Consider the following 12608-nt stretch of genomic DNA (forward strand, 5'->3'; position numbering starts at 1 on the left):
TACGCCGGCTCTACCAACTGCCGCCGGCTTATCTACCCTTTCCACAACTGAATGAGCTACTTGCCGCCGGACTGGCTCCGCTCCGGCGACACTCTTATATAAGCAAAAACCTTCAACCAAACACCACTGGTATGCTAGTAATTAAACGCGACGGGCGCCGCGAATCCGTCAAGTTCGACAAGGTCACGGCCCGGATTGAGAAGCTTTGCTACGGCTTACACATGGACTATGTGTCGCCCATCGAAGTAGCGAAGAAGGTGATTGACGGCATCTACGACGGCGTGACCACCGTGGAACTGGACAACCTCGCCGCCGAAACCGCCGCCTCGCTCACCACCAAGCACCCGGACTACGCCATTCTGGCGGCCCGCATTGCGGTGAGCAACCTGCACAAGGTGACGTCGAAGTCCTTCTCGTCGACCATGAAGCGGCTTTATACTTATGAAGACCCGAAGAATGGCGACAACGCTTCGCTGATTGCCACCGATGTGTGGGAGGTGATTCATAAGAACGCTGCCACGCTGGACTCGGCCATTATTTATGACCGGGACTACAACTACGACTTCTTCGGCTTTAAGACGCTGGAGCGCTCGTATTTGCTGCGCCTGGAGGGCAAGGTGGTGGAGCGGCCCCAGCACATGCTGATGCGCGTGTCGGTGGGCATCCACAAGGACGACATTGACTCGGTTATCAAGACCTACAACTTGCTGAGCGAGCGGTGGTTTACGCACGCTACGCCGACGCTGTTCAACGCCGGCACGCCGAAGCCGCAGATGTCGAGCTGCTTCCTGCTGACGATGAAGGACGACTCCATCGATGGCATTTACGACACGCTGAAGAACTGCGCGTTGATTTCGCAGAGCGCCGGCGGCATTGGGTTGTCGGTGAGCAATGTGCGGGCTACGGGCTCCTACATCAAGGGCACCAACGGCAACTCGAACGGGCTGGTGCCCATGCTGAAGGTGTTCAACGACACGGCCCGCTACGTGGACCAGGGCGGCGGGAAGCGCAAGGGCGCTTTCGCCATTTACCTGGAGCCCTGGCACGCCGACATTTTCGAATTCCTGGACCTGAAGAAGAACCACGGCAAGGAGGAAATGCGCGCCCGCGACCTGTTTTACGCCCTTTGGACGCCCGACTTGTTCATGAAGCGCGTGGAGGAAAACGGCGACTGGACGCTGATGTGCCCCCACGAATGCCCCGGCCTCGACACCACCTGGGGCCCGGAGTTTGAGCGCCTCTACGCCAAGTACGAGAAGGAAGGCCGCGGCCGCCGCACCATCAAGGCGCAGGAGTTGTGGTTTGCCATTCTGGAAAGCCAGACGGAGACGGGCACGCCCTACATGCTGTTCAAGGACGCGGCCAACGGCAAGTCGAACCAGCAAAACCTGGGCACGATTAAGAGCTCGAACCTGTGCACCGAAATCATCGAGTACACCGACGCCGACGAAATTGCGGTCTGCAACCTAGCCTCGCTGGCGCTGCCCCGCTACCTCGTGACCGACAAGGCCGGCAACACCACCTTCGACCACCAGAAGCTGTACGAGGTGACCTACCAGGCCACGCTGAACCTGAACAAGGTGATTGACGTGAACTACTACCCGGTGCCCGAAACGCAGAAGTCGAACTTCCGCCACCGCCCCATCGGGCTGGGCGTGCAGGGCCTGGCCGACACGTTCATTGCCCTGCGCATGCCCTTCGAGAGCGACGAAGCTTCGGGCCTGAACAAGGACATTTTCGAAACCATCTACTTCGCGGCGATGACGGCCTCGAAGGACCTGGCCATCAAGGACGGGGCCTACGAAACCTTCCCCGGCTCGCCCCTGAGCCAGGGCAAGTTCCAGTTCGACCTGTGGGGCGTGACGCCCGACTCGGGCCGCTGGGACTGGGAGAGCCTGCGCGCCGAGGTGGTGAAGCACGGCGCCCGCAACTCGCTGCTGGTGGCGCCCATGCCCACGGCCAGCACCGCCCAGATTCTGGGCAACAACGAGTCGTTTGAGCCCTACACGAGCAACATTTACGTGCGCCGCGTGCTCAGCGGCGAGTTCATGGTGGTGAACAAGCACCTGCTGAAGGACCTGGTGGCCCTGGGCCTGTGGAACGACGCCATGAAGCAGGAAATCATCGCAGCCAACGGCTCGGTGCAGGGCATTGCCCGCATTCCGCAGCACATCAAGGACCTGTACAAGACGGTGTGGGAGATTTCGCAGCGCCGCATCATCGACCAAGCCGCCGACCGCGGGGCCTACATCTGCCAGAGCCAGAGCCTGAACCTGCACGTGCAAAACGTGAACTTCGGCAAGCTCACCAGCATGCACTTCCACGCCTGGAAGCGCGGCCTGAAAACGGGCATGTACTACCTGCGCACCAAAGCCGCCGCCGACGCCATCAAGTTCACGGTGGAAAAGCAAGCCGCCGAAACCCTGGAGCCCTTGGCCCTGGTGGAGCAAAACCAGTCCGACATGGCCTGCTCCCTGGATAACCCGGACGCCTGCGAGGCCTGCGGGTCGTAAGCTGCGGCTATCGTGAAGTCAATTCCCTATCAGCAGTTCGTAGCGCTGCTGCGGGCGCTGGGGCTGGTCTTGGTTCGCACCGAGGCCAGCCACCAGCACTGGGATTTTCCGCCCGACGCGGGTAAGAAGCTGCTCCGGCACCTGATTATTCGTGACAAAGACAAGGATATTCCGGTACTGCACATGCACACCAATCTGGTGACGCTCGAACTCTCGGGCGTGGTGACGCGAGAGGAATTCAACCGGATGCTGGCGGAACAAGCTAATCCAAAAGCTGCCAAAGCGGCAGCCCGCAAACGTAAAGCCAAGGAGTAACGCCAATAAAAAAAGCCCTGACCGCACTGGTCAGGGCTTTTTTATTGGGACGCTTGTGCCCTATTAAGCGGGCAGCAACACTTCTTCGGTAAGGATGCGACGGCTACGGGACGTGCGGTTGAGCAGTTCGATGGGCAGGCGTGGGGGCTCGTAAACGGGCTCGGGCTGCTTGAGCAGGCGCCAGCCCAAGGCTAGCAGGAACTGGTCGAGGGTGCCGCGCTCGGCGGTGTCTTTGATGAAAATGGCCAAGGCATCTTCGAAAGCGGCGCGGGCTTCCTCCTCGGTGTCGCCGTAGGACGAGACTTCCAGCGCGGGGCAATAGGCCACGTACTGGCCGCTGTCGTCGTCAAGAACGAGCAGGACCTCAATCTGGGCTTTGGCGAGGCGACCGTGCGGGTCGGTGGTGAGAGTAGCCATAGAAAATATAGGGATAGGAACCGGGCCGGGCCTGGCTTAAGTAAAGCTAGTACAAAGTACGCTACCGTGAACAACGACGGGGGGCAGTTATGTTCGCGGCAACTTGCAAGGGCATGAAAGCCATGTATATTTGCTCAACGCCTAGCCACAAATTCACGGTGGAATCAAGCCGCCGAAATCCTGGAGCCCCTGGCCTTGGTGGAGCAAAACCAGTCCGACATGGCCTGCTCCCTGGATAACCCGGACGCTTGCGAGGCCTGTGGGTCGTAGTAGGAGTAGAAGAAAGAGCGTATAATTTGCAGAAAGGCCACCTCCACGAGGTGGCCTTTTTATATGGGCAATATTTTAGTCGTCTTGCTTCTGTTTGTAAGTAGCGCAACGTGTCTGCAAGTGCCTGTAAGAACTAAACGCATGAGTTGCCGCTAGCTAATATTATTTGCTTTGACTTGGATTGACTTGCATGTGTTTGGAATGTCTTGCACGTCATCGTACATTTGTTTCGAATCAAAGCAATTCAAAGCAATGCCAACGCCAATAGATGTGTCTAGCTTGCCAGCGTCCGACAGAGAGGACATTGCGCGTTTGTTCCAATCGAAGTTGCAGCTCGCAATCCAGCAGGAAAAAGAACTGCAAAGGCAACTTGCACCGATTCGTGAGTCAGTAACGACTTATAAAAGTTTCTTAGAGCAGTTGGGCCTACCGGAGGCAGCACTTGCTGTAGTGTCTAACATAACCTCTATAGAACACCAAGGCGAAAAGGCTTTAGAAACGGTAGCAGTTGCTAATTCTGCCCAAGTAACACGGGAGTATAGTTCAGCATGGACTCACGCTGAGAAAATCATGTATGTCTTGAAGAACCCTGAAGAGTATGGGTTTAGAACATTCGTTGGAGCGTCATCAGTTGTGGACGCAATAATTCAAGAAGAGAAAAACCTGGACCGTATTCTTTCAAAAGACAATCTGAAAAATATAGGTCCCACGTTATCCCGGATGATTGGCAGGGACCAAGCTTTTAAGTTTCTTGAAAAAGGCAGCCTATCTAGATATCACTTTGTTTCCTCTGATTGGTTTGGGCAAGATGGTAGACTGAAAGCAGAGTTTGCCATCGCAACAAGACATCTGCAGATACCTGCCAACAGAAAACCTCTGACACTGCGAATAGCGGAGAGCAATGAGAAGATTGTGGGCAAGACAGAACAGGATGTAGAAGACACCCTAGAGGACAATGCTAAGCGCAACAAAGCACCGTTAGAGCTTTTTAGCCCTGGTGTCAGTTAAATAAAAAACCCAGTTGAGTTGGCGCTCAACTGGGTTCTTGACGGGAAGGTCCCGGCCTCGTATTTTTTCACCAGTTACTTCAGTAAACAAAGCAAATGGCAGACAAAGCCAATGACCCGAGTTATGTTGAAGTGTTTACGCCATTCATTACGATAAAAGGCAAAAGAGTTTATCGTAAAGGTGGTGGCGTATTCCGGTTCTTCGCAAAACGACGGTAACTCCAACGGTGGGGTGTTCGGGACGAGCAGCCTCACTTATGTTCAACAAATGTAGTAACAACTCTCAAATTGCTGTGAGTTCGCTGCATCACCAGCCGCTTCCGCCCCGGGAGCGGCTGGTTTGCGTTTGGGGAAGCTTGCGCGGAATGGCGAGAAACCAACGCATCGCCCAGCCGCTGCGCGCCGGGGGCGGCTGGTTTGGTTTGGGGAAGCTTGCGCGGAATGGCGAGAAACCAACGCATCGCCCAGCCGCTGCGCGCCGGGGGCGGCTGGTTTGGTTTGGTTTGGTTTGGTTTGGTTTGGTTTGGGGAAGCTTGCGCGGGATTGCAAGCAACTCTAAGCATCGTTCAGCCGCCCCCGCCTCGGGAGCGGCTGGTTTGGTTTTGGGGAAGCTCGCGCGGCATGGCGAGAAACTCTAAGCATCGTTCAGCCGCTGCGGCGCCGGGGGCGGCTGGGGTGGGGGCGTGGGGCTGCTGGGGTGAGGTTGGGGGCCGTGGGGCCGGGGCAGTAGCTTTACCGGATGACGCTTCACGACAAGCCGCTGTTTGTGGCGGCCAACAAGGTGCAGGACTATCTGCTCAATCCTGACCACCCGATTGGCGGGGCTAAGGCCAGATTCTTTCTTGGCATCGGGTATTCGCGGGAGCACTACGAGCGGCTGATTGCCGACTTGATTGAGCACGGCCATTTCCGTCCGGTGACGGAAGAAAAGGAATCGCCTTACGGCGTTAAATTTGTGGTAGATGGCCCGTTGCTGGCTCCTAACGGCCGCGAATACCCACTCCGCACCGTGTGGATGGAACAATCGCCCGGCACGTTCGTTTTGTTAATCACCGCTCACTTACTCGACCGCTAATGAAACCCTTCGCCGAATTAGACATCGTGCAATTGCAGCAAGCGCACCCTGAATGCGGCTTGCCTACCGGAGCCGTAGGGACCGTCGTGCTGGTGTATCGGCAGGGCGAAGCTTACGAAGTAGAATTTGTACGCCCCGACGGTACCACACAAGCGGTAATAACCTTGCCCGCCGCTGAAGTAGCCGCGCCGGCTGCTCACGCTGCTCGGCAGGCCGCTTAACTGTTTTGTAGCTCCTGTATCACCTAGCCGCTTCCGCCCCCGGTAGCGGCTGGTTTGTTTTTGAAGAAGCTCGCGCGGAATTGCAAGAAACTCTAAGCTTAGCCGCCTTCGCGCCGGGGGCGGCTGGGGGGCGTGGGGGTGGCAGTAACTAAGGCAGGACGTTGCCGATTTCCACAAAGGGCTCCCCAGCTTCCAGTAATTCTATCGCGGCAGGCAGGGTAGCCAACAGCACTTCTTGCAGCCGCTCGTTGGACGTATTGCCACACGTGAGCCAGATAACCTGCGGTGGCGGGCCGAAACGGTCGAGTAGCTGCCGGAAGTCGGCGTCTTTGGTGAGCACGACGGCTCCGGCGGCTTTGGCCGCCCGGAATATTTCTTCGTCTTCGGCATCGCGCAGCCCTAGCGTGCGGAGCGCGACGGCCTCAACGGGGAATTTCCACTTTATCCAGGCGGCGATGAGCGGCGAGAGGTGCGCGTCAATCCAGAAGGTCATGCGGCGAGGCGCGGGTAGTCAATCTGGCGGGCGGCGTACTGCAGCGCAGCTTGCAGGTCGGCGGCTTCAAGGTCGGGCATCTCGACCAGAATCTGCTCGGCGCTGAGGCCAGCGGCAAAGAGCTGGAGCACGTCGGCCACGCGGATGCGCATGCCGCGAATGCAGGGCCGGCCGCCGCACTGGCGCGGGTTGGTAGTGATGCGATGCTGCAAGGATTCCATGTGGTGAAGATACTGGAGTTTCTATTGCCGCTGCGCGCCGGGGCGGCTGGGGTGCGTTGGGGCATAAGCTCCGGCAAGTGGTACGCGGTGAATAAGAGGTCGGAACTCAGTAACTTTCTATCCAGCGCACGTCGTCTAATAGCTACCAGCCAGAGTCCGGCTAAGGGTGGGTGCGAGTCAGTAAGGCCGAGCTAAGAACATTCGTCTCTAGCTGCCGCAGAAACCGCGGTGACTTTCTGCTTTTTTCGCACCATGAACCTGTTGTGCCTTTGCTTTCTTCTGACGGTGCTAAGTAGTGCTGGCTGCGTTTGGGCACAAGCCACTGCCCAAGCTCCTGCTCCAGACCCGCAATTACTCACGCTTGAAGAACTGATGCGGATGCGGCAGCAACCCTTCGCCGTTACCAATCAGGAATTACAAGCCCGGGGCTGGCGGTTGGCGAGCCGCAAAAACGACCAACACTTTGGCTGCATAAGCTATTGGTGGGCCTACCCACCACGGCAACCGGGTGAATTTGCCGATAGCATGTTCCTAGCCGTTTACCCCGGTGATGGTAATTGGAACCTGATTAGTCACCGTTCCGCCAGCAGGCGGGAGTACGCGCTGGTGCGGGCAGCCATTTTGGCCCGAGGCCTTACCCGCTACGACAATCCCCATGTGGAACAGGCTACTGACAGCGCTTGGCAATGCTACGAAGCTCCTCGTCAATACATCAATCTAGATTATGACGCTAACCGAGTGCATCGCGAGTATTACGTGATGGTCCAGCGCCGAAATCCGCAACCAGCGCGTACTAAGCTTGAGGTTTTGGGTAGCGAAGCTTTTCCACCGCCACCAGATTTTTCTAGGCGACTGAAGCCGATAAAGCCTCAAGGCAAACCGCGTCATAAGAATAAGAAGCTCTAAGTTCCCCGGCCGCTTTGCGCCGGGGGCGGCTGGGTTGGTTTTGGGGAAGCTCGCGCGGAATGGCGAGAAAAGCTAAGCATCGTTCAGCCGCTTCGCGGCGGGGGCAGCTGGGGCGTGGGGACCGTAGGTTGCGGAATGAAGCAGTTAGTTTCTCTCTCACTCATTATGGGTTTGCTAATGGTAGCAAGCAGCGCCAAGGCCCAAACGCCAAAGGCAAGGCCGCAAGAGCCCACCGCATCGCCGAGTTTCATGCCAAGTGGCGGTTTCGTGCCCGATGCTGCCACGGCCAAGCGCATAGCCGAAGTGGTCTGGTTACCTATCTACGGTAAGAAAGTTCTAAGCGAAAAGCCGTATCAGGCTACGTTAAACAGCAAAGGCGTGTGGGTAGTGGAAGGCTCCTTGCCAAAGGACATGGACGGCGGTGTGGCTTATATCGAGATAAGCAAACGCGACGGCCGGATTCTAGAGGTTACTCATGGGAAGTAACTGACGCATCGTTCAGCCGCCTTCGCGGCGGAGGCGGCTGGGATAGGATTCGGGGCCGTAGCCGGCCCGGCGCACTTATATTGTGGCGATGAACACCGCGTGGCATTTCCCTTTTATGATAGCGGCTTCGCTGCTGGTCTTCTGGCTGATGGTGCGGCTGCTATTGCCCAAGGAGCAGTTCCGCGCCAAGCGCGTTCAGATTGCAGCTCTGGCCCTGGTAGTGGTGGTGTTTGGGATGCTGTTCGGCAAGTATGGCGCCACGGCGGGCTTGCCGTGGTGGGTGTACTATCCCATCCCCATGCTCATCACGGTGCTGCTGCCCCCGCTGGTGCTGAAGCTGAATGCTCGCACCACGGCCGCCTATCTGGTGCTGAGCTTTCTGTTGGCGCCGCTTATCCACGGGCTGTTTTCCTTCTTCCTGGGCTGGACGGAGTACATGCCTTTCTGGAAAATCCCTTCGGTGGGTAGTTTGCTGGCGTAAGCACCGCGGCAGGGCTTGGCCTCACCAGGAGCATGCGTGCGGGGGCGAGTCCGGGGTTTCTGCGCCTCGTTCGGCAGCCGCGCTGGGAGCGGCGGGGTTATTTTGGAGAGGCTTGCGGCCAATTACGGTGGCCTGTGCAGCTTTGCAGCGTCCAACGGGCCTTTAGGCACTGTTTCATCCTTTCCATTTTTTATGCAGTTGTTCGGTAATCGTAACCGGCATTTCGCTACCAGCCTGCTGGGGCTGGCCTTGAGCTTGTTCGGCTGTAGCGCTACTAAAACGCCACTGGCCGCCAGCGCCCGCCCGGGCAGTGCTCCCACTTCCATCCTGCTGATGGGCTGTAGCCACCTGTCGCAGCTCTATAAGGCCGGCAACCCCAATTCTGACGTACTGACGCCCAAACGCCAGGCCGAGCTGGCCGCCGTGCTCGATGGGCTGCAGCGCTACCAGCCCGACGGTATTCTGGTGGAAGAGCTACCCGAGCAGCAGGGCCGCATCGATAGCCTGTACCAGCGCTACCGGCAGGGCCAACTCGACCTGAACACCCTGCCCGGCGGCCGCAGCGAGGTGTACCAGCTGGGCTTCGCGCTGGGCAAGCGCTTGGGGCTGGCCCGCATTCAGTGCGTGAACGCGCCGGGCGGCACGTCGCAAAGCATCCTGAACGCCGGCCAGAACATCGAGCTCTACAAACAGGCCGATGCCGACTGGCACGCGTTTTCCGACCCCTTTGGCCAGCAATTGCTGGCCGGTGGCACCATTGGGCAGTTTTTGCGCACCATTAATGCGCCGGCTACCCTGCAGCAGTTGCACGCGCTGGTGTATTGCACGCCGGCCCGCGTCACTAACGGCACGCTCAAGCCCGACGAGATGGTCGACGCTGCGTTTATCAACCCCAGGTATGTGGGCGCGGAGTTTATCTCGGTGTTCTACAACCGCGATTTGAAGGTGTATTCTAACATCGTGACGACCCAGCTGCAAACCAGGCAAACCCGCCAGCTCCTGATAATCGGGGCGCGGCACGCGGGGTCGCTGCAAGGCATTCTGGCCGCCGACCCGGCTTATCGGGTGGTGCCCACGGCGCGCTACCTGGGCCGCTAGCCGCCGCTTTTGGCCCTCGCCAGTGGCGGCCGGGCCAGTGTTGGGAGCAGCCAAAGCGGAAAATCCGAGCGCGGCGGTGGCGGCGCTGGCCACACCATCACCCGGCCCTTACGCGGGCAATGCCGTATAAATGAGGCTTCACCTTACCCGGCGGCCGGCGTTATCGTAGTACCGGGCCGCTGGTTCTTTTTGCCCATGCCCTACTATACCATTGCCCTGCTGCTGCTCGGAATTGCCATTTTGGGTGTGGCCTGGCTGCCGTCGCTGCTCGAGAAGTACCCGCTTTCGTATCCCATTCTATACATTCTGCTGGGGCTGGGCGTGTGCAGCCTGCCCATTCCGCTGCCCCACGCCGACCCGCTGGTGCACCCCGTCTTCGTGAAGCACCTCTCGGAGCTGTGCGTGATTGTGGCCCTCACGGGCACTGGGCTGAAGATTGACCGGCCGTTTTCGCTGCGGGCCTGGCGCTCGCCGCTGCTGCTGGTGCTCGTGCTCATGGTGTTCACCATTGCCGGGCTGGCACTGGCGGGGCACTGGCTGCTGGGGCTGGCACCGGCTTCGGCGTTGCTGCTGGCCGCCGCCCTGGCCCCCACCGACCCCGTGCTGGCCGGCGACGTGCAGGTGGGCGACCCCGGCGAAGGCCGCGAAGACAACGTGCGCTTCGCCCTCACCGGCGAGGCCGGTTTGAACGACGGCCTGGCCTTTCCCTTCGTGTACCTGGCCTTGGCGCTGCTGCCCACGGCCGTGCCGCTAGACGAGCGGCTGCGCCACTGGCTGTGGATGGACGTGGGCTACCGCATTGGGGTGGGCGTGCTGCTGGGCTGGCTGTCGGGCAAATTCCTGGCTTACCTGATTTTCAACCTGCCCAAGCGGGTCAGCATCAAAACCGAGGGCTACGGGTTTGTGGCGCTGGCCGTCACGCTCACGTCCTACGCCATCACGGAGCTGGTGCACGGCTATGGCTTTCTGGCGGTGTTCATTGCCGCCATCACGCTGCGCAGCCGCGAGCGCAAGCACGAGTACCACCGCCTCATGCACGCTTTTACGGACCAGATGGAGCGGCTGTTCATCGTCGTTATTCTGCTGCTGCTGGGCGCGGCCATTGCCGATGGCTTGCTGCGGGCCCTTACCTGGCCGGGGGCGGCGCTGGGGGTGCTGCTGGTGCTGGTGCTGCGGCCGCTGGGCGGCATGCTCACGCTCATCCGCTCGCCGCGCATCAACCTGGCCGAGCGGGCCGTGATTTCCTTTTTCGGCATCCGGGGCATCGGCTCGGTGTTTTACGTGGCCTACGCGCTGGGCGAGGCCGACTTCCCGCAGGCCCGCCAGATTTGGGCGGTGCTGGCCTTCACCATGCTGCTGTCCATCACCGTGCACGGCGTGCTGGCCACGCCCGTCATGAACTGGCTCGACCGCCGCCACGGCCGCCAAACCGCTGCCGAAATCACCGAAGCAACCGCGGAATAAGCCCGATGCACGCGGGGCAGTTGCTACGGCTAGTTCTATATTTGCCCACCCCTACCCTGCCCGCATGCGCATCCCCGTTATCAATCATTCCAGCCACCCGCTGCCCGAGTACCAGACGCCCCACGCCGCCGGCCTCGACCTGCGCGCCCACCTGACGGCGCCCGTCACGCTCGGCCCGCTCGAGCGCGCCCTTATCCCCACGGGGCTGAGCCTGGAAATTCCCGTCGGGTACGAGGCCCAGATTCGGCCCCGCAGCGGCCTGGCCCTCAAGCACGGCATCGGGCTGGTAAATAGCCCGGGCACGATTGATGCCGACTACCGCGGCGAAGTGCGGGTGCTGCTCGTGAATTTATCGAACGAGCCCTTCGTGGTGAACGACGGCGAACGCATTGCCCAGCTGATAGTTGCCAAACACGAAACCATTGCTTGGCAGCCCGTCGAAACCTTGAGCGAAACCCAACGCGGCGCGGGCGGGTATGGTAGCACGGGGCGCTAGTAGTTAGTTGTCAGTTGTTCGTTGTCAGTTGTAAGAAGCAGACATCGTTACAGAACTGGCAACAACCGCCTGATAACTGACAACCAACAACTGACAACTAACCAAGAAACATGAAAATCATCGTCCCGATGGCCGGCATGGGCAAGCGCATGCGCCCCCACACCCTCACCGTTCCCAAGCCCCTGGTGCCCATCGCCGGCAAGCCCATTGTGCAGCGCCTCGTGGAGGATATTGCCAAAGTGTGCGGCGAACCCGTGGACGAAGTGGCTTTCATCATCGGCCGTTTCGGCGCGGAGGTGGAAAAGAGCCTGGTGAAAATCGCCGAATCAGTGGGCGCTAAGGGCACCATCGTGTACCAGGATGAGCCGCTGGGCACCGCCCACGCCATTCTCTGCGCCAAGGACAGCCTGACCGGCCCACTGGTCGTGGCCTTCGCCGATACGCTGTTTAAAGCGGATTTCGTGCTCGATTCGAGCGTGCCCGGCACCATCTGGGTGCAGAAGGTGGACGACCCTAAGCCCTTCGGCGTGGTGAAGCTGAACGAGCAGGGCCAGATTACGGAGTTCGTGGAGAAGCCCCAGGAATTCGTGTCGGACCTCGCCATCATCGGCATATACTACTTCCAGGACGGCGAGTACCTGCGCAGCGAGCTGCAATACCTGCTCGACAACGACATCAAGGACAAAGGCGAGTACCAGCTCACCAACGCCCTCGAAAACATGAAGAACAAAGGCACGGTCTTCGTGCCCGGCCGCGTGACGGAGTGGCTTGACTGCGGCAACAAGGACGCTACTGTATTCACCAACCAGCGCTACCTCGAGTACCTGAAGGAGCGCGGCGAGAGCCTGGTGCACGAGTCGGCCACCATCACCAACTCGGTGCTCATCGAGCCGGTGTACGTGGGCGAGGGTGCCGTCATCACCAACTCGGTGGTGGGCCCACACGTGAGCCTGGGTGCCCACGCCAACGTGCGCGACACCCGCCTGAGCAACTCCATCGTGCAGCAGTCGGCCTCGCTGCTGAACGTGGTTATCACTAATTCGATGGTGGGCAACTTCGCCACCGTGGCCGGCACCCCCGACGATTTGAGCCTCGGCGATTATAACCAGCTGCGGGTGTGATATTTTTCACCTGATTAACGTTAG

The 12608-nt window shown here is 59.5% G+C and carries 15 protein-coding genes; 12 read left to right on the forward strand and 3 right to left on the reverse strand.

From position 1 onward, the window contains the following. Nucleotides 1-131 precede the first annotated feature (131 nt). Together MON38_RS11605 and MON38_RS11610 are read left to right on the forward strand one after the other, a co-directional pair. Complete coding sequence (locus MON38_RS11605; RefSeq protein WP_241936335.1) at nt 132-2513, forward strand: ribonucleoside-diphosphate reductase subunit alpha; 2382 nt, start codon at nt 132-134, stop codon at nt 2511-2513. Nucleotides 2514-2525: 12 nt separating this feature from the next. Further along, a complete protein-coding gene (locus tag MON38_RS11610) occupies nt 2526-2828 on the forward strand; it encodes a hypothetical protein (RefSeq protein WP_241936336.1) in 303 nt (100 codons plus the stop codon). A 63-nt stretch (nt 2829-2891) separates the two neighbouring features. Here the strand turns inward: MON38_RS11610 and MON38_RS11615 are convergent, their stop codons facing one another. Beyond that, on the reverse strand, nt 2892-3245 hold the full coding sequence (locus MON38_RS11615) for a type II toxin-antitoxin system HicB family antitoxin (RefSeq protein WP_241936337.1): 354 nt from the start codon (nt 3243-3245) through the stop codon (nt 2892-2894). A 441-nt stretch (nt 3246-3686) separates the two neighbouring features. On the opposite strand from MON38_RS11615, the gene MON38_RS11620 reads away from it, so the two are divergent. The 3 genes from MON38_RS11620 to MON38_RS11630 all read left to right on the forward strand — a co-directional run bounded on the left by MON38_RS11620 (nt 3687) and on the right by MON38_RS11630 (nt 5818). Continuing rightward, nucleotides 3687-4523 carry a hypothetical protein gene (locus tag MON38_RS11620; RefSeq protein WP_241936338.1) on the forward strand — a complete coding sequence of 279 codons (837 nt, stop codon included), beginning with the start codon at nt 3687-3689 and terminating at the stop codon, nt 4521-4523. A 738-nt stretch (nt 4524-5261) separates the two neighbouring features. Next, nucleotides 5262-5597: a DUF6883 domain-containing protein gene (locus MON38_RS11625; RefSeq protein ID WP_241936339.1), complete on the forward strand. Its 336-nt coding sequence runs from the start codon at nt 5262-5264 to the stop codon at nt 5595-5597. Next, nucleotides 5597-5818 carry a DUF4926 domain-containing protein gene (locus tag MON38_RS11630; RefSeq protein WP_241936340.1) on the forward strand — a complete coding sequence of 74 codons (222 nt, stop codon included), beginning with the start codon at nt 5597-5599 and terminating at the stop codon, nt 5816-5818. The genes MON38_RS11625 and MON38_RS11630 overlap by 1 nt, the downstream gene beginning before the upstream one ends. A 148-nt stretch (nt 5819-5966) precedes the next feature. On the opposite strand, the gene MON38_RS11635 is transcribed toward MON38_RS11630, so the two are convergent. Continuing rightward, nucleotides 5967-6311, reverse strand: coding sequence for a DUF5615 family PIN-like protein (locus tag MON38_RS11635; RefSeq protein WP_241936341.1), 345 nt, complete (start codon nt 6309-6311; stop codon nt 5967-5969). Next, on the reverse strand, nt 6308-6532 hold the full coding sequence (locus MON38_RS11640) for a DUF433 domain-containing protein (RefSeq protein ID WP_241936342.1): 225 nt from the start codon (nt 6530-6532) through the stop codon (nt 6308-6310). Before MON38_RS11640 ends, MON38_RS11635 begins: the two co-directional genes overlap by 4 nt. A gap of 252 nt (nt 6533-6784) precedes the next feature. Here MON38_RS11640 and MON38_RS11645 point away from each other — a divergent pair, with 252 nt between their 5' ends. The 7 genes from MON38_RS11645 to MON38_RS11675 all read left to right on the forward strand — a co-directional run bounded on the left by MON38_RS11645 (nt 6785) and on the right by MON38_RS11675 (nt 12584). Beyond that, the gene (locus MON38_RS11645) at nt 6785-7438 is read left to right on the forward strand and encodes a hypothetical protein (RefSeq protein ID WP_241936343.1); all 654 of its coding nucleotides are present in this window, start codon (nt 6785-6787) and stop codon (nt 7436-7438) included. Between the two features lie 135 nt (nt 7439-7573). Beyond that, nucleotides 7574-7924, forward strand: coding sequence for a YbbC/YhhH family protein (locus MON38_RS11650; protein ID WP_241936344.1), 351 nt, complete (start codon nt 7574-7576; stop codon nt 7922-7924). Nucleotides 7925-8039: 115 nt separating this feature from the next. After that, nucleotides 8040-8405: a hypothetical protein gene (locus MON38_RS11655; protein ID WP_241936345.1), complete on the forward strand. Its 366-nt coding sequence runs from the start codon at nt 8040-8042 to the stop codon at nt 8403-8405. A gap of 192 nt (nt 8406-8597) precedes the next feature. Continuing rightward, on the forward strand, nt 8598-9503 hold the full coding sequence (locus MON38_RS11660; RefSeq protein ID WP_241936346.1) for a DUF5694 domain-containing protein: 906 nt from the start codon (nt 8598-8600) through the stop codon (nt 9501-9503). 195 nt (nt 9504-9698) lie between these two features. Next, nucleotides 9699-10967: a cation:proton antiporter gene (locus MON38_RS11665; RefSeq protein WP_241936347.1), complete on the forward strand. Its 1269-nt coding sequence runs from the start codon at nt 9699-9701 to the stop codon at nt 10965-10967. 64 nt (nt 10968-11031) lie between these two features. Beyond that, the gene (dut, locus tag MON38_RS11670; RefSeq protein WP_241936348.1) at nt 11032-11463 is read left to right on the forward strand and encodes a dUTP diphosphatase; all 432 of its coding nucleotides are present in this window, start codon (nt 11032-11034) and stop codon (nt 11461-11463) included. A 110-nt stretch (nt 11464-11573) separates the two neighbouring features. Beyond that, on the forward strand, nt 11574-12584 hold the full coding sequence (locus MON38_RS11675; RefSeq protein WP_241936349.1) for a sugar phosphate nucleotidyltransferase: 1011 nt from the start codon (nt 11574-11576) through the stop codon (nt 12582-12584). The last annotated feature ends 24 nt before the right edge of the window (nt 12585-12608 follow it).

The sequence above is a fragment of the Hymenobacter cyanobacteriorum genome (assembly GCF_022631375.1).
Classification (GTDB): Bacteria; Bacteroidota; Bacteroidia; order Cytophagales; family Hymenobacteraceae; genus Hymenobacter; species Hymenobacter cyanobacteriorum.